15 protein-coding genes are annotated in these 16,274 nt (G+C 40.2%); 11 read left to right on the top strand and 4 right to left on the bottom strand.

From position 1 onward, the window contains the following. Positions 1 to 112: 112 nt before the first annotated feature. Positions 113 to 466 (top strand): single-stranded DNA-binding protein, encoded by a 354-nt coding sequence (locus EHQ47_RS14270; RefSeq protein ID WP_135747747.1) that lies wholly within the window; start codon positions 113 to 115, stop codon positions 464 to 466. Positions 467 to 512: 46 nt separating this feature from the next. On the opposite strand, the gene EHQ47_RS14265 is transcribed toward EHQ47_RS14270, so the two are convergent. Together EHQ47_RS14265 and EHQ47_RS14260 are read right to left on the bottom strand one after the other, a co-directional pair. After that, entirely contained in the window at positions 513 to 1,583 is a 1,071-nt protein-coding gene (locus tag EHQ47_RS14265) for a hypothetical protein (protein ID WP_135777423.1), read from the bottom strand. Between the two features lie 53 nt (positions 1,584 to 1,636). Further along, positions 1,637 to 2,143 carry a DUF3332 family protein gene (locus EHQ47_RS14260; RefSeq protein ID WP_135747745.1) on the bottom strand — a complete coding sequence of 169 codons (507 nt, stop codon included), beginning with the start codon at positions 2,141 to 2,143 and terminating at the stop codon, positions 1,637 to 1,639. A gap of 129 nt (positions 2,144 to 2,272) precedes the next feature. On the opposite strand from EHQ47_RS14260, the gene EHQ47_RS14255 reads away from it, so the two are divergent. From EHQ47_RS14255 to EHQ47_RS14225, 7 genes are read left to right on the top strand one after another with little or no spacing between them, the layout of a single operon-like run. Continuing rightward, a complete protein-coding gene (locus EHQ47_RS14255; RefSeq protein ID WP_135777422.1) occupies positions 2,273 to 3,733 on the top strand; it encodes an MBOAT family O-acyltransferase in 1,461 nt (486 codons plus the stop codon). A gap of 32 nt (positions 3,734 to 3,765) precedes the next feature. Beyond that, positions 3,766 to 4,128, top strand: coding sequence for a PilZ domain-containing protein (locus tag EHQ47_RS14250; RefSeq protein WP_135747743.1), 363 nt, complete (start codon positions 3,766 to 3,768; stop codon positions 4,126 to 4,128). Further along, positions 4,125 to 4,817: a Rossmann-fold NAD(P)-binding domain-containing protein gene (locus EHQ47_RS14245; RefSeq protein ID WP_135777421.1), complete on the top strand. Its 693-nt coding sequence runs from the start codon at positions 4,125 to 4,127 to the stop codon at positions 4,815 to 4,817. Before EHQ47_RS14250 ends, EHQ47_RS14245 begins: the two co-directional genes overlap by 4 nt. Then, entirely contained in the window at positions 4,814 to 5,551 is a 738-nt protein-coding gene (locus EHQ47_RS14240) for a lysophospholipid acyltransferase family protein (RefSeq protein WP_135747741.1), read from the top strand. The genes EHQ47_RS14245 and EHQ47_RS14240 overlap by 4 nt, the downstream gene beginning before the upstream one ends. A gap of 24 nt (positions 5,552 to 5,575) precedes the next feature. Beyond that, on the top strand, positions 5,576 to 6,742 hold the full coding sequence (gene metK, locus EHQ47_RS14235) for a methionine adenosyltransferase (RefSeq protein WP_135747740.1): 1,167 nt from the start codon (positions 5,576 to 5,578) through the stop codon (positions 6,740 to 6,742). 2 nt (positions 6,743 to 6,744) lie between these two features. Next, on the top strand, positions 6,745 to 7,710 hold the full coding sequence (locus tag EHQ47_RS14230) for a transketolase family protein (protein WP_135747739.1): 966 nt from the start codon (positions 6,745 to 6,747) through the stop codon (positions 7,708 to 7,710). Between the two features lie 15 nt (positions 7,711 to 7,725). Then, the gene (locus EHQ47_RS14225; RefSeq protein ID WP_135694557.1) at positions 7,726 to 8,052 is read left to right on the top strand and encodes an ATP-dependent Clp protease adaptor ClpS; all 327 of its coding nucleotides are present in this window, start codon (positions 7,726 to 7,728) and stop codon (positions 8,050 to 8,052) included. A gap of 93 nt (positions 8,053 to 8,145) precedes the next feature. Here the strand turns inward: EHQ47_RS14225 and EHQ47_RS14220 are convergent, their stop codons facing one another. Continuing rightward, positions 8,146 to 9,021, bottom strand: a complete 876-nt coding sequence (locus tag EHQ47_RS14220) for an early set domain-containing protein (protein ID WP_135694666.1) — start codon at positions 9,019 to 9,021, stop codon at positions 8,146 to 8,148. Positions 9,022 to 9,178: 157 nt separating this feature from the next. Between EHQ47_RS14220 and EHQ47_RS14215 the strand changes: the two genes are divergently transcribed. Continuing rightward, positions 9,179 to 12,844: a hypothetical protein gene (locus EHQ47_RS14215; RefSeq protein ID WP_135777420.1), complete on the top strand. Its 3,666-nt coding sequence runs from the start codon at positions 9,179 to 9,181 to the stop codon at positions 12,842 to 12,844. An 89-nt stretch (positions 12,845 to 12,933) separates the two neighbouring features. Here the strand turns inward: EHQ47_RS14215 and EHQ47_RS14210 are convergent, their stop codons facing one another. Next, complete coding sequence (locus EHQ47_RS14210) at positions 12,934 to 13,746, bottom strand: WecB/TagA/CpsF family glycosyltransferase (RefSeq protein WP_035983331.1); 813 nt, start codon at positions 13,744 to 13,746, stop codon at positions 12,934 to 12,936. A gap of 126 nt (positions 13,747 to 13,872) precedes the next feature. Between EHQ47_RS14210 and EHQ47_RS14205 the strand changes: the two genes are divergently transcribed. Together EHQ47_RS14205 and EHQ47_RS14200 are read left to right on the top strand one after the other, a co-directional pair. After that, positions 13,873 to 14,898: a hypothetical protein gene (locus EHQ47_RS14205; RefSeq protein WP_135747736.1), complete on the top strand. Its 1,026-nt coding sequence runs from the start codon at positions 13,873 to 13,875 to the stop codon at positions 14,896 to 14,898. Then, positions 14,895 to 16,259 carry an MFS transporter gene (locus tag EHQ47_RS14200; protein WP_135747735.1) on the top strand — a complete coding sequence of 455 codons (1,365 nt, stop codon included), beginning with the start codon at positions 14,895 to 14,897 and terminating at the stop codon, positions 16,257 to 16,259. The genes EHQ47_RS14205 and EHQ47_RS14200 overlap by 4 nt, the downstream gene beginning before the upstream one ends. The last annotated feature ends 15 nt before the right edge of the window (positions 16,260 to 16,274 follow it).

Genomic DNA, 16,274 nt, shown 5'->3' with positions numbered 1-16,274 from the left:
GGCGTACAATCGGATTTTATTAATTTCGTTTGATCCGTTTTTTTTAAACCAATCTCACCAAAAAAGAACCCATCCTACCGATGGCCATCAAAATTGAATTAAGGATAATCAAATGAAAAATCTATCGTACATCATTCTGGACGGAAATCTCACCGCTGATCCAGAGGAGAAAACTATAACAGGAGGAAAGTCTTTGGCTAATTTCACAGTTGCTGTCAACCACACCTCCAATCACCAAGAAGGAAAAGACAAAGAAGAAGTTTCTTTCTTTGAGGTAGAAGCCTGGGAAAAACTTGGGGAAAACTGTGTAGAATACCTAAGGAAAGGCAGTAAGGTCACTGTGATGGGAAATTTGAAACAAAATCGCTGGAAAACTTCGGATGGAGAAAACAAATCTAAGTTTCGAGTCATTGCCTCAACTGTCCGCTTTGATAGTATAAGAAAAAAAGAAGAGAAGGTCGCTTAAGGAAGAAATGGCGGGTGATAGGATTGCCTTCACCCGTTATTTTTTGTTAGGGGGTTGGAATGGTTCTTTTTTTGTGTTTTGAGTGAGTTGGCGAATCAAAAATAGAATGAGAATCGTTTTCTGATTTAGAATTTTCATTGGAATCTTCAGATTGTTTTTTATCCTCATGACGTTCTTCTTGCGATAATTGTTTTCCATTTTTATTTACGGATACAATTCGAAAATATCTAGGGGAAGAAACCAAGTTCCATTCTCTAAAATAGAATTTTGTAAATCCATGTTTCGGACCATACACTCCGTTTGTGGAATCAATTTTGGATTTGATGTTTGTCTTAAACTCGGCTTGTTCGACAGGGGTTAGATTCGGAAATTGAGCCACTTCTCCTTCTACATAACGATTTCGGAGAATGTCTAATTCCCTGCGGTTTCGCAAAGTAACATCTTCAAAAAATTTTTGTTTGGCAGCGTAACAATTTCCAAAATAGGATTCGCAGTTTGGTTCTAAGTGAGGATTAACAAAGGTTAATTCTAAATAGATACTAATGTATTCGCCGGGATTTGGCACTTTGCCATCTAAAATTTCCAATACTTGTGGAACAGTATCCCGATCAGTGTACTGTCTTTCGATGGCCTCACGCGAGATTTTTGTTTCAGGAGTTGTGCTATTTACTTTCACCGGTTTTTTTGATTCTCCAACGATGACCTTGTTTCGCATCACTTCGGTTTTGGTTTCAAGGATTTCGTAGGCTTGAAAGTTGACTGGTTGTTTGGCGATAATCTCACCTTTTTGGTTCAATACGATGATATGATGATCTAAGATGGTACCGGCGATGATTTCTTCGATGATGCTAATCCCAGCATCTTCAAAAAATAAATCCAATTGGATGAAGGGGATTTTGTTTTCCGAGTAGTCCACGCTGACCCCGGGCTCCTTCGCCAAAGGTTTTTTTTCTTCTTTGGATTCTGAATGTACTGCTTCGGATTTTGTGATCATCTTAATTCGGTTTAAATTGATTTGTTCCGAATGTGTGGGGAATGTTGGGGTAATGACCTGTTGCGGAGTTTCGCATCCCAATGATAGGAGTAGAAGGAAGGATAAGAAAAACAAGCGGTTCATATACTTTTAGTATCGGACAAAGATTGCCCCTAAAATTAGGGGCAATGCGGAAGTTAGATGAGTTTTACGCCAGCAGGAGGAAGGATTGGTCCGCTAGTTTGTAGGATTTCTACATACTTTCCATTGATCAAACGGAATGCTTTTTCTGGTTTTTCTTTTAGGAAATACACAGCCTCAGTTCCTTTTTGAGTAGGAGCTTCCATTTTCAAAACTTTACCCCATTCAGTATAAGTAAGAGTGATGGTTTGTCCATCTTGTGAGTATTCTTTTACAAGTTTTCCGTCAAAGTCGTACTCTGCCATAGCAATTGGGTTTTTATCAGTCCAGAACTCAATTAAATTGAAGACAACGATGTCTAAAAAACTTCCAATTCCGTATGCGAAATAAAGTGGGAAAATCATTAAAAGGGAACGAAAGAAACCAGCAACTTTTCCTGTTCCAATTTGAATGTTTCCATTAAAAGAATAAACGGCCTTTACTGCTCCAAATTTTCCAAAACAATTCGAGAACAAACCGAAGGACAAAAGTCCAACGAGAGCTGTTTTTAATATTTTTTTCATTTTTTACCTCTTCGTTTTTGTGAAAAAACTAGAGATATATCATAGGCGATTCTCTTATCCTCTGCAAGCCGAAATGATTGACAGGCATATTTTTTCAAAGAGCCTGGTCTGAATAGAAGGCAAACCCCATTGATCTTTTCTGATTTTGAATACTTTGTCTTCTTTCTCTTCGTTTTTTTTACGGTTTGGTACGTATTCCCCGCAATTTTTTCGAATCAATCTAGAGAAACAAGAATCTTACATGTATTCCTACTCATTAGTAGTTATTTCTTTTACATGTCTTGGGATTATCGTTTTGGTGCTCTCATTTTACTATCCACAGCCATTGATTATTATGTAGGTCTGAGGCTTTCATCCGAATCGAGAGAAAAAGTAAGATACTATCTTTTACTTTTCAGTTTGATCACAAACTTAGTTTTTATTTTAGGATTTTTTAAATATTACAATTTTGTTGTGACTTCGATCAACTCAGTCACCAATCCGGTGTTTGGTGTTGGGATTTTGCCTGTATTAAAAATAATTTTACCAGCGGGGATTTCGTTTTTTACATTCCAATCTTTGTCTTACACCATTGATGTTTATAGAAAAGAGATTCCAGCCGAAAAGGATTTTATTCGTTTTGCCTTGTTTGTGAGTTTTTTCCCTCAGTTGGTCGCAGGTCCAATTGTAACAGCGCGAACCTTTATGCCCCAGTTGTATAGTCCCAAAAAACTGGAAGATATTGAGTTTCGGGTGGCCATCCGATTTTTTATGTTGGGGTATTTTAAAAAAGCCGTCCTTTCCGATATGGTAGCCCCTACTATTGATGCCATTTATGCAGACCCTGCCGGTCATCACGCCTATGCATTGTTAATTGCTGCAGCTCTCGGTGGGATCCAAGTGTATTTGGATTTTAGCGGGTATTCTGATATGGCCATTGGAAGTGCCATGTTGCTTGGTTACAAACTTCCTACAAATTTCAATTTACCTTTTCTTGCTACATCTGTCTCGGGATTTTGGCGTCGTTGGCATATGACCTTAAATTCCTGGTTACGTGATTATATTTATATTCCTATGGGTGGAAGTCGGGTAACATCGGTAAGACGAAAGTTTAACCTTTGGTTTACCATGTTTGTGAGTGGTGTTTGGCACGGAGCCCAATGGACTTTTGTATTTTGGGGTTTACTCAACGGTGTTTTTTATGTTTTGGAAGAGGTTTGGAAGGAATGGTTCCCGGACAAAAAGAACGATGCAGAGACCAAACATTGGTACAATGTTCCTGTTTGGCTCTTTCAGAATATTCTCAATAGCTCCATTTTCTTTTTGGGGGCAGTTTTTTTTCGTTCTCTTACTTGGGAAAATGCTTGGATTCACATCCAAGGTATTTTCACTTTTCAGTCAGGACAGATTCGTCCTTATATGTGGAAGGATTTCCTTTGGATCATTGGCTTTTTGTATTTGGGCCATATCATAGGGTATTTTATCTTTGAAAAGGGAAAAGGCAAACAAATCCCCGCCAGTTTGGAGTTTGCCCTGTATCCGATTCTTTTCCTTGTCTTAAATTTAGCTACACCAGAAAACTCCGTTCCGTTCATTTACTTTCAGTTCTAAATTGCTTTTTTCGTTTCCAATAATAGGAATTCTTGTACCTTGTTGCTATGGAAAGTGAACGAAGGCTTCCAAGAATATCTCCAGGAGACTTTTCCGAGTTTCAGGTCCAATTGGATTTGGAAGGGATCACACTTTTCGGAAAGTTAGGAAATATTTCGGAAGAAGGTCTTTGTTTTTTGGGTGAGGATGACTTACTCAGCGACGAAATTGAGTCCCAGGTTTTGGGAAGTATTGTTTGGGCAAAAGGCACCAAACGGATGTTTTTTGAAGGAACAGTGATGTGGGCCCAAACTTCAAAAATTAAAAATGTAGTTTATTATATTGCGGGAATCCAGTTTCAGGAAAGACTCAATCTTACTGATTCCATGCTTGCACGTAGTTTGGAGATCAAATGAAAATTTTACTTCTTGGTGGAACCGGTCTAATCGGCAAACAAGTGTTAATATCTCTTGTTTTTTATCCACAAATCAAAAAGGTGATTGTTTGGGCGAGAAATTCTCAGTCGACATCCAACCCTAACGTTCCTATCGAAGTAGTCAAAGTTAGTTGGGAGGACTTTCGTTCGGGAAAAGTTTCCCTTCCTGATGGTTTGGATGCTGTTTTTTGTTGTTTAGGTACAACGATTAATAAAGCAGGAAGCCAGGAAAAATTCAAAGAAATTGATTACGAATATCCACTCCTTGCTGCCAAACAAGCCAAAGAAAAAAATGTACCCGGGTTTTATATCATTACTGCCATGGGATCGGATGCGAACTCGACTATTTTTTATAACCGTGTGAAAGGGGAGATAGAAACAGAACTTCGTAAGTTACAATTTCCCTTCCTAGGAATTTTTAGGCCTTCGCTTCTCATTGGAGAAAGAGAAGAAATCCGGGTGGGAGAAAAAGTTGGGGAGTTTCTTGGGAACCTCATTCCTTTTGGTCTCCTGGGTTTAAAAAAATTCCAACCAATTCCTGGTGAATATGTTGCTAAATCTATGATCTATTCCTTGTTACACGATAAACCAAAACAAGGATCAAACCCGCAAGTGAAAGTATATGAAAACGATGTCCTTTGGGAAATCGGTAAGGACCATTCTTTTTGATTCCAGACAACAAACAAAAACCCTATTCCAAAACCAAATACATCATCCTCAGTTGGGTGGTTCACTTCATCGTGAGAGTTTGGTATCTATTTGTTCGAAACCAAAAGTTTATCATTCCGGATGAGAGTGCAAAGGTAATCGAAAAAGGCTCAGGTTATATCATTGCCGTTTTTCATGAAACTACACTTTCTTTGTACCGGCATGCGACCCAGTATTTGAAACGAAAGAAAAAAGCAGATATGGTGGCTCTTGTGTCTCAATCGAAAGATGGGGAGATCATCCACCAAACCTTTGCTCGGTCAGGACTTCGTTCGGTTCGGGGATCTTCGACAAGAGGGGGTACGGGTGCTTTTCGGAATATCTTAAAAGAGATGAAACAAGGTGCCGTGCCAATTTTCACTGTCGATGGTCCGAAAGGCCCAAGGCGGGAAGTAAAACCTGGAGTCATCGTGACGGCATCTCTCACTGGATTTCCCATCCTATATTTGCATTCTTGTTATGACAGGGCCTATACTTTTAAAAGTTGGGATAGGCATTTTTTTCCTAAATTTGGAGCGCGTCTTTTCATTCAATATGGGGAACCGTTCTTTGTTCCCAAAGGTCTCTCGGAGAGCCAAATGGATGAATATGCCAAAAAATTGGAAATTGCCATGGGAAAAAATGCGGAAATCTTGGAATCTTATGTGCGAGGGCTCTTCCCGTACAATTCTATTGACGTACCGCCTAAACTCTAAATTTTAACCAAGTAAGGTAAAAAAATGTCATCTCTCAAAAACTATATCTTCACTTCCGAGTCCGTATCTGAAGGACACCCAGACAAAGTCTGCGACCAAATTTCCGATGCCATTCTCGATGCGTATTTAGCCCAAGATCCAAAATCCCGTGTTGCTTGTGAAACTCTTGTGACAACAAATCTCGTTGTCATCGCCGGCGAAATCACCAGTAAAGGAAAAGTGGACACTCAAGAAGTGGCCCGTGACGTGATCCGTAAAATCGGTTATAACGATATCAATATGTACTTTGATGCAGACTTTGCTGTTGTTGCTTCTCACGTACATGCTCAGTCTCCAGACATTGCCCAAGGGGTAAACGAAGGAGAGGGACTTCATACAGAACAAGGTGCTGGGGACCAAGGTCTCATGTTTGGTTTTGCGATTGCAGAAACTCCAGAGCTTATGCCTGCTCCTCTTTACTACTCACACAAACTTTTAGAGCATTTATCAGAACTTCGCCACACTGGAAAAATCGACTGGTTACGTCCTGATGCAAAATCACAAGTCACCATCCAATACGAAGATGGAAAACCAAAGAAAGTTGATACTGTTGTGATCTCCACTCAACACAAACCAGGTGTGACTCATAAACAAATCGAAGAAGCTGTGATTGAAGAATGTATCAAAAAAATGATTCCAAAAGAACTTCTTGCAAACACTCGTTATTTTATTAACCCTACTGGAAAATTTGAAATTGGTGGGCCACATGGTGATACAGGTCTTACTGGACGTAAGATCATTGTAGACACTTACGGTGGAATGGGTCGTCACGGTGGTGGAGCATTCTCTGGAAAAGATCCATCAAAAGTAGACCGTTCTGCAGCATATATTGGCCGTTATATTGCGAAAAACGTTGTGGCAGCAGGACTTGCTCATAAATGTGAAGTACAACTTGCTTACGCGATTGGTGTTGCTGAACCAGTATCTGTCCTTGTGGATACATTTGGAACAGGAACCATTTCTGATGAAGAAATTGCAAAACGAGTTTTGGCAAATTTCAAACTCACTCCAAAAGGAATCGTGGATGGTTTGGATCTTCTTGGAAAAGGAAGAAAATACCAAGAAACTGCGGCTTATGGTCACTTTGGTAGAACAGGTAATACATTTACTTGGGAAAAAACTGATAAAGCAGAAGCTTTAAAAAAAGGATAAGTATGGGAGCACCTAGCCAATCCACAGCAGATAAAAAAGCAACAAGAGATGCCTACGGCGAAGCCTTAGTTGAGTTAGGTGCATCTAGACAAGATATCGTAGTTTTAGATGCGGATCTTTCTGGTTCCACTAAAACTGCAGATTTCAAAAAAAAGTATCCTGAACGTTTTTTTAACGTGGGTGTCGCTGAACAAAACTTAGTTGGTCATGCGGCAGGTCTTGCCCTTTCTGGGTTTGTACCTTTTGCCTCCAGTTTTGCCATGTTTTTATCTGGTAGAGCTTGGGAAGTGGTTCGAAATAGTGTCGTTTATCCAAAGTTAAACGTAAAACTTGTGGCTTCTCATGGTGGAATCACTGTGGGAGAAGACGGTGCCTCTCACCAATGTATCGAAGATTTTGCGATTATGCGTGTCATTCCTGAAATGACCGTGATTTGCCCTTCTGATTTTAACGAAACAAAACAAGTCATCCACGCCATTGCCGATTACAAAGGTCCTGTTTATGTAAGGGTTGGCCGACCAGCCATTCCCGTCATCGAAAGAGAAAACTACAAATTCCAAATTGGAAAAGCCGAAGTGATCTCCGAAGGAAAAGATGTTTGTATCATTGCCAACGGTGTGATGGTGAACGAAGCCATGACAGCTGTGGGACTACTCAAAGAAAAAGGAATTCATGCAAGCCTTCTCAATATGGCAACCATCAAACCTTTGGACAAAGATGCCATCATCGCCAAAGCAAAAGAATGTGGTGCCATCGTCACTTGTGAAGAACACAATGTGGTGGGTGGACTTGGTTCTGCTGTTTCGGAACTTCTTTCTGAAGAATATCCTGTTCCTGTGATCAAAGTGGGAATGAAAGATAGTTTTGGAAAGTCAGGAACATGGAGTGGTTTACTCGATTACTTCGGTCTCCGTGCAAAAGATGTAGTTTCCCACGCAGAAATCGCTATTTCCAAAAAGAAAAAATAAGGTTATGGTTGGGTTATGACCAACATGGGAGCATCCCAACCTTCCATATTAGAAGAAACTGAACGAAAGCCCCGTCTGAGTGATGGGCCTTGGAAGGTTGTCCTTTGGGATGATGACTTTCACACATACGAGTATGTGATCGAAATGTTAATGGATGTTTGTCAAATGCCTTGGGAAAAGGCCTTCCAACATGCAGTCGAAGTGGATACGAGAAAAAAAACCATCGTCTTTTTTGGCGAGTTGGAACATGCAGAATTTGTCCACGAACGAATCTTAAACTATGGTCCCGACCCTAGGATGGGAACATCGAAAGGTTCCATGACAGCTACGTTAGAACAGTAAGTTAAAAATCAAAACTCGTATTTTCTGAATCGAAAGAATAAATATCTATCCATTAAACAATCCGTCAAGTTTCGATTTGGTTCCATCAACAATTTACATCTTACGTTCTAAGGCATAGTTTCGTTCTGGAACAAGAAGCGAAGAAACGGATTCATTTGTATCCACTTTGATATTCGTAGCCGGATTGTAAGTATCCAACATATACTCCCCATCCACAATGAATTGGTAGTGGTATTCACCCGGTAATAATTTTTTTTCGAGAGTAAAGACACCTTTCCTGTCTTTCTTTAAAAAATCATTTTCTGGGTTCCAATCATTAAAATTACCGACCACTCGCACGACTTCCGCATCGGGTAAGTAAATTTGAAATTTGACGGTTCGTAAGTCACGTTCTTCGTTTGCTGAATCTTCTAAAACCATCGTTTTGGTTTGGCGGTCTGTATCTTTTCCTTCCAAAACAAATCGCGAGTAATAAGAACCAGATCCATCTTCCAATTTATCAAAATTTTCAGGATCGTAAGTGAGAAGACCATTCACCCGAAATTTATATTCATAAACTGGGTCTTCTTCATAGGTATCTGTGATTTGGGTAGGTTCGATCACCGTATAATAAATTCCGTATTGGTTTCGTTTCATATCGGAACATTCCCAATTGTTAAAACTTCCGCAGATTTCTACTGATTCATCTCGTAAACCGTTGTAGGTAAAAAGAATCCCACGGTGAATGAGTTTTCCTGAGGATACATAAGATTCCACATCGAGATAACGAATGTAACGTGGAGCGATATTTTTTTTGAGACTCTCCAGTTGCCAGAGGTAATACACTGTATTTTGGTCCTCTGTTTCATCTGACATCTCAAGTTCCCCTGCGGAAAAACTTCCAATCCAATCCATTCCATCCTCAGCAAAGATTCCGATTCCGGTAAAAAAGAGTAAAATGATGGCGATACGGATGGATTTGAATTTCATCATGGTCGTGTTCGTAAGGGGTCCTTTTAGATAATTTTCGGCAGAAATGAAAAAAGAGAGTGAAAGGTTTTTTTCCAAGGGAACCATCTGACATAATAAAAAAAATATTCTGTCATTTTCAGAAGGGGCCGATAATTCATTAGGAATAGACCTTCAAATGGCTGAGCCGATAGACAAATTGAGTCCGGAAGAAATCAAACAAATCGAGACGATGTTTTCGGCTCTCAATAAAAATCCGCTTTCATCGGAAGAATTGAATCCGATGGCGAAGGTTTTGCGTGAGAAACTAGGATACACAAATCCTATTGCACCTTCCGAGCCAGAACCGGAATCTGAGGAAGATTCTGGATCCGCCTTTGATGATTTTGATAACGAAGGGGCAGGGGATTCCGAATCAGGAGACCCATTTTCTGGCCTCGATGAGGACGATGACTTTGGTCCTCCGAAACTCCCCAATCGTGAAGCGGAAGAAGACGATGGAATTGATTTAGATGAACTATTAGGTGAAGACGGTCCTAAACCCACACCTGCCGAACCACCAACAGCAACAGACGATTTTGATTTTGATACACCGCCATCCACGCCAGACGATACAGATCCATTTGCTTCCGATGCGGGCCAAACCGAAGAAGCAGATCCCTTTGCAGATATGGGCTCAACCCCAGGCCAAACGGAAAGTTTTGGTGATGATGATCCTTTTGCTAATTTAGATTCGATTGATGAAGCTCCCATTGAGGACAAACCGGCCCCTGTCATTGGTGATGACCCCTTTGCCAATTTAGGCGGAGAAGAAAGTCCACAGACGACCGACGAAGATCTGTTTGCTGGTTTTGATTCTGGATCGGAAGAAACCACTCCTGCGGGTGATGATTTTGATTTTGGGGCAGATGCTGAGACTCCATCCGCTGGTGGAGATGATCCCTTTGCGGATATGGGTTCCACACCCCAAACCACTGAAAGTTTTGGTGATGACCCGTTTGCTAGTTTAGGTGGAGAGGACAGTCCTAGTCCTGATGCCGGTTCCGCCGATGATCCGTTTGGTGATCTTTCCACTCCTAGTGGTGGCGGTGATACTTCTTTCGGCGATGATCCCTTTGCGGATATGGGTTCGACACCCCAAGCCACTGAAAGTTTTGGCGATGATCCTTTTACTAATTTGGGTGGAGATGACAGTCCATCTACTCCGTCCAGGGACAATGAACCTGCTGACATGGGTGGTGGGTTTGATGATCCATTTGGAGACTTGGGTGTGGGAATGGAACCACCAAGTCTGGATGATGATTTAGGAGCTCCTTCTTTTGATGATTTGGCACCATCCATTGATGATATGCCTGTCTCCACGATGGACGACTTTGGTTCTGATGGGCCAGGGGGATTTGAGGAAGACCTCATGTCTCTTGGCAAAGAAGAAGAACCAGAAGAATCTCTCGAAGCCAATCTTACCGATGAAGAACTAGCAGTCATCCAAGCGGAATTACTTCGTTACCCGCCGAAACTCAGACGAACCATCATTGATACGATTGTGAACCAAAGGATTCCGGTTCGTAATCAAAAAGAAATCATTGAACTCATTAAGGCACAACAAAAACCAGAAGACATTGCTAGTTACCTAAGTGGACTTCTGGGTGAACGAGTCGAACTTAGCGATTCTACTGGAAAGTTTGCAGCCGATGGTGTTCCGATCATTGCCAGTCGTGATGCTTACACCAAAGAAGGGGCTGCCCGCAAACGAGAGTTAGTTCGTAGGACCATTCTTTCTTCTGCCGCTGCCGTATTTCTTGTCTTTGGAATTGTCACTCTTTGGAAGTATGTGATTGTTCCGTATCGTGCCAAAGCTCAGTATGCACTTGGTCTTGAAAAAATTGAAGAATTCAGTTATGAAACTGATGCTTTAGAAAAGAAAAAACTTCTCGCTGATGCTGAAAATTATTTTATCAAAGGGGAAGAGATTTTCCCACATAACTTAGAGTTTTTGAATAAATACTGTATTGCTTATACCAAAGCTGGTCAGTATGAAAGAGCATTTGAAAAATGTTTTGGGAAAGTGGAACCTGATTTTGGTTATGAACCGGAAGATAAGGAACACAAAAGAGCATGGGAAAATAGAAAAGAAGTACCAAATATTAGTTTTGCGAAAAAAACAGAATGGAACGATGCTGGTGTAGAAACGGCAGGACGTAGACCCTTACCAGAACTAACTTTTTACTTAACTTCACAAGACAAAGTTCCAAGAAAAGTTTTAAAAGCAGGTGCTTATATTGCCTCTCGTCTCAAATACAATGTCCATGATATTGATACATACATTGCGTTAGGAACGTTTCACTCTTTCCATAGAAAAGATTTTATCGAAGTTCCTCCAGGCAGTAATCGCAAAAAATACAAAAACGACCACCTTGCCATTGAATATTTCAAACGAGTGTTTACCGATGGTGGAGATCCTGATAATGTAGATGCCATTGCAGGGATAGCAAAGATTTTTTATAACAAACAAGAGTTTGGAACGGCAGTTAAATACTATAACGATATCATTGAAAAGTATCCGAAAAATGCCATTGGGCATGGTGGAATTTTATCAACATACATTGAAATGTGGAAACGTGATAAAAATCCGCAGTATGTTTTAAACCATCATAGACAAGTTCGGAACGCACTCAACATTGAAGATGAACTCTCTCTCTTTGTTTTGGCAAAACTTGCTTCCTTTTACATTGATTTGGATTCGGAAGAAGTTCGAATCAAATACAATATCAACCCAGAAGACCAAGTCACTGGGATGGAAATTGATGATAACGTGGAATACCTCTTAAACATTGCTTATGGCAAAGAGGGTGGATCCAAATTTGCAGAAGGATATTACCAACGTGCCAGATTCTATTTCAAAAAAGAAGAGGCAGCACGTGCCCTCAAACAATTGGAACTTGCATCTACTTATGACATTCGCCATTACTTAGCAGTTCTGTTGATGGCAGAATACTATATCCAAACAGAAAATTATGATGAAGCGGTAAAACTTCTCAGGGAAGCCGATGATCGTTACCAAAATTATAAAGACCGACTTGGGGAAAGAGATGAGGATGAAACCTTACTCGAAGGAAGCCCTGGAAGGATTTCCTTTAACTTAGGGAAAATACAATTTTTGGAAGCTGCTGGCATTAATGTAACAGACAATATACGAGAGTTTCCTGGAAAAAAAATCTATCCAGAACGTAGTATTGGCACTTTATCTTATGAAGAAAAAGAAAGAAGAAACGGACTTTTTATGGCTCGTGAATCTTTCCTTGCAGCCCTAGATCGAGATATTTCTAAAGATCCAAAAATTGTCAGAGAATGTTATTATTATTTGGGTTGGATTGATTACAATCATGGGGACTTTGCGCAAAGTTTGGATTTTTGGGCCGAACTACCAGAAGAAGATATTTATAATAATGCAACCTTACTCTTTGGAAAAGGAAATGCATTTTACTATACAAGACAGTACAATGCGGCTCTTGGCAACTATCTGAAGTTAAAGGATGATTTTGAACTCAAAGAACAAAGTTTGGGTCGAATTGATACAGAAAACTCAGACCACAGAGAAGTATATGAAACTCTGACGGCCCTTTACAATAATATTGGGGCAGTGTATGAGAAAAAACAAGATACCATCAATGCCCTCAAATACTATTGGAAAGCAATGGAAACAGCAAGAAAGATTGGTTCTGTGAGTGAAATTGCAAATTCGAATAAAGATTTGGTGTTCGCCCGTGCTAAACTGGACCGCGAACCACTGCTCGAGGATTGGTTGGCACCAACTCTCGACAGATTAGATCAAATTAAAAAGTAGATTGTGATAAATTAGAAAGAGGTGAGACAATCGGAGGACAGATACATTCTATCCTCCAAGATTGATTACAAGTTAATTTGTGTTTTGATTTAATGTTTACGGAACCGTTCGCGGATCCCGAGTAAAAAGAAATAGAAAGTTTCCCACATCCTTTGGATTCGGTACGGTCTCGCGATGATCCTCCAAAGCCAAATGAGTCCTCTTTCCTTAAACCACTCTGGTGCTTTTTTGTCAGCACCAGATAACATATCTAAGGCGCCACCTACACCAATCACAACTGCTTTACCAAAATACCCAGTGTTGTTTTCGATCCAAATTTCTTGGTCTGGGAAATCCATCGCAAGAAAAATGATATCCGGGCCCGTTTTACGAATGGCTTCTTTGACTCGCATTTCTCTTTGGCGATCAAGGTGGCCTGCGTGCCTTCCCACGATCCGAACTTTTGGAAAATGCCTTGTGAGGTTAAAATAAATTCGTTCTACAATTTCGTCTTTGGCCCCAAAGATGAATGCTGTGAATTCTTTGAGTTCGGCCAAACGAATGAGATCCATCATGACAGCAATCGGTGTGACTCGTTCTTTTAACCTTCCCGAAGTCATCCAACCAATTCCTGCACCTTCTACCAAAATGGTTCCGGCTTTTTCCGCGATGCGGTGGAGGGACTTTTTCGGGCGCATCCTCATGAGTTTGATGGGATCTAAAAATAATACATGGTGCATGCCTTCTTTTTTCTCAAGCACGCGAAAGAGTTTGGCTATGGCTTCGTCTGTAGTGACATTATCGATGGGAATTCCCAAAACATTCAGAGTTTCCAGCTTAGAAACATCGATATTTTGGTATTCCAGTAGTATATCCCTCTCATCTTTTGAGGAATTGTGAACGATTTCGCTCAATTGCTTCATGTAGCCGGGCTTTCCTTTCCTATCTAAAACATTATGTCCAGTACCCTCTATTGTCGCCTCTAAATTTTTAAAAACTTCCGTTTTTTCACTTGGATTGGAATCGAAAGAAAGAGAAAAAGTATCAAAATGTTTCGAAGCCATCTTTTTCTAGTATTGATTCTCTTTTTTCTCTCAAGCGCAAGTTATGCGGAAAAACTTTCCATTTTTGGAACGTTACAAAATGGAACCACGGGTGGACCAGGCAAAGCTGATTCCATTCGAATGCTTGCTTTACAAGGAGCTATGGTTCCTTTAGCAGACATTGGTCCCCAGTCGGGTAAATTTCGTTTTCCTGAAACGGAATTGCCGGAAGGAGCACCCATTCTTTTACAAATCCAATACCAAGGCGTAAATTATAATAAAATGATTCCGCCAACAACCAAGTTTCGTACATCTCCGCAAGAGGTCTTGGTTTATGACACGGGGGCCAGTCGGAATCAGGTTGCTATAAAAAGTTTAATGCAGGTTATGCGAGAGAAAAAAGGTCTCCGTGTTTTTAAGTTATTTTTGATCGATAATTCGAGTAAACCTCCCAAATCATATGATTCAAAGTCGTCCCCTTTGGAATATTCTGTAGCAGCGGAAGCAACAGAAATTTTGGCTCAAATCCAACAACCAGGAAGTAAGATGGCCATTCCATTAGGAATCCCAGAAGGTCCGAATGGAGGAAGGTTACTGGACCGTGCCATTCTTCCCGGTGTATCGGAAATGCAAATTTCCTATTTTATTCCTAACAATCAAGATACTTTCAGCGAACGAATGTTAATTGAATCGGAAAATGGAAAGTTTCCTATCTTTGTCAAACCACAAGACATGGAAATCAAAACCGGAGAAAAAACTCCCGTCACCAAACTAGACAAAGACGTCCCTCCAGGCCTTAGTGCTTATGTTTTGAGTTCTTTGGATTTTGGAACCACAGTTGAGTTTACTTTCTCTGGTGGAAAACCACTTCCGACAATTTCTAATAATCCAAATCCCGAAATCTGGAATGGATCTATTCTTACCAGTTGGGATCTTTCCCTTTTTGCAGTGGTAGGGTTTCTTGGATTTTTATTTACGCTCTCATTTATTTTTGTCTATCGAAAACAAAGAGAAAGGAAAAACAATCCATGAACCAAAAACAAACAAAACGAGAAACAACCTATCTGCGATTTTTTGGCCTCGCCGAACTTGCAGATCATGGGGCAAGGGGAATTTTAGCATTTTGGGTCATCCTAGGAATGGCCTTCTTTTTGTTTGGTGACCAAAACCTAATTGCGCCCAATATGAAAAATATAGGCGCTTCCTTGGGAATCACTGATCCAAATGAAGTGGATTGGAAGTTAGGTGGTATTATCCCCGTTTTGTTTTTTATTTTGGGTGGAGTTGTATCCTTGTCTATGGGTTACCTTTCGCAAAAATTTTCACGAAAGAACCTACTCCTTGCCACTGTCTTACTTGGTGAAATTCCATGTTTTTTAACAGCATATGTAGAAACTTATGATCAGTTCTTAGTATTGCGAACGTTATGTGGATTTGGTCTAGGTGGAATTTTCCCGCTCCTCTTTAGTTTGATTGGAGATTATTTTTCTAGCCAGTCTAGAGCCATTGCAACGGGTTACGTGTCTTTGGCGATGGGACTTGGTGTCGGAGTAGGGCAGTTGCTAGGTGGAATTTTAGGTGGTGCTGATCCTATCAACGGCTGGCGTGCTTCCTTTATTTATATGTCTGCTCCTTCTTTTATTTTTGCTGCCATTTATTTGTTCTTTTGTAAAGAACCAAAACGTGGTGGAGCGGAAGGTATTTCCGGTGACGAATTATCTCATAAAATTAGTCTCAAAGATTTTAAATTACTTTTTGAAAGTAAAACCAACTTAGGTGCCTTTTTGCAAGGCCTCCCTGGTTGTATTCCTTGGGGAGTGTTCTTTGTTTATTTAGCAGATTATTACGAACACACATACCATCTTTCCAAAGAAATTTCCGCAGGTATGATTACCTTTGCGGCTGTAGGAATTTTTATTGGAACTTTCTTTGGTGGAGTGCTTGGACAAATTTTATATAATATCAAAAAAATATACCAACCGTGGCTTTGTATCGGGACTACTTTTTTTGGTGTATTCCCTGCGATCTTACTTCTTTATTCATTTGATATCGTTCCCTATATGGGCCTTTTCATTGCACTTAATATTTTTACAGGGATTATGATTTCGATTACAGGACCTAACGTACGTGCGGTCTTACTCAATGTAAACGAACCAAAATCAAGAAGTGCTATTTTTTCTATCTATAACTTAACTGATGATTTAGGAAAAGGGCTAGGGCCTGTGATGTCTGCTGTGATTTTAGGATTAACTCCTGATCGTGGACTTGCTCTATCGATATCGATTCTTTTTTGGATTCCTTGTGCCTTGGCATGGTTCCTTATTTTGTTTAATTATGAAAAAGATGAAAATAGAATGCTTCAGTTGATGAAACAAAATGTTTCCAATGTTTGACTTTTATATTATTTA

It is taken from the genome of Leptospira bourretii (assembly GCF_004770145.1).
GTDB classification, from domain to species: domain Bacteria; phylum Spirochaetota; class Leptospiria; order Leptospirales; family Leptospiraceae; genus Leptospira_A; species Leptospira_A bourretii.
This window is presented reverse-complemented; position numbering and strand designations above follow the sequence as displayed.

Excerpts from the sequence above, each read along its gene's own strand:
- EHQ47_RS14270 (WP_135747747.1), top strand. The coding sequence starts at position 113 with ATGAAAAATCTATCGTACATCATTCTGGACGGAAATCTCACCGCTGAT.
- EHQ47_RS14265 (WP_135777423.1), bottom strand. The coding sequence starts at position 1,583 with ATGAACCGCTTGTTTTTCTTATCCTTCCTTCTACTCCTATCATTGGGA.
- EHQ47_RS14260 (WP_135747745.1), bottom strand. The coding sequence starts at position 2,143 with ATGAAAAAAATATTAAAAACAGCTCTCGTTGGACTTTTGTCCTTCGGT.
- EHQ47_RS14245 (WP_135777421.1), top strand. The coding sequence starts at position 4,125 with ATGAAAATTTTACTTCTTGGTGGAACCGGTCTAATCGGCAAACAAGTG.
- metK (WP_135747740.1), top strand. The coding sequence starts at position 5,576 with ATGTCATCTCTCAAAAACTATATCTTCACTTCCGAGTCCGTATCTGAA.
- EHQ47_RS14230 (WP_135747739.1), top strand. The coding sequence starts at position 6,745 with ATGGGAGCACCTAGCCAATCCACAGCAGATAAAAAAGCAACAAGAGAT.
- EHQ47_RS14225 (WP_135694557.1), top strand. The coding sequence starts at position 7,726 with ATGACCAACATGGGAGCATCCCAACCTTCCATATTAGAAGAAACTGAA.
- EHQ47_RS14220 (WP_135694666.1), bottom strand. The coding sequence starts at position 9,021 with ATGAAATTCAAATCCATCCGTATCGCCATCATTTTACTCTTTTTTACC.
- EHQ47_RS14215 (WP_135777420.1), top strand. The coding sequence starts at position 9,179 with ATGGCTGAGCCGATAGACAAATTGAGTCCGGAAGAAATCAAACAAATC.
- EHQ47_RS14210 (WP_035983331.1), bottom strand. The coding sequence starts at position 13,746 with ATGAAGCAATTGAGCGAAATCGTTCACAATTCCTCAAAAGATGAGAGG.
- EHQ47_RS14205 (WP_135747736.1), top strand. The coding sequence starts at position 13,873 with ATGTTTCGAAGCCATCTTTTTCTAGTATTGATTCTCTTTTTTCTCTCA.
- EHQ47_RS14200 (WP_135747735.1), top strand. The coding sequence starts at position 14,895 with ATGAACCAAAAACAAACAAAACGAGAAACAACCTATCTGCGATTTTTT.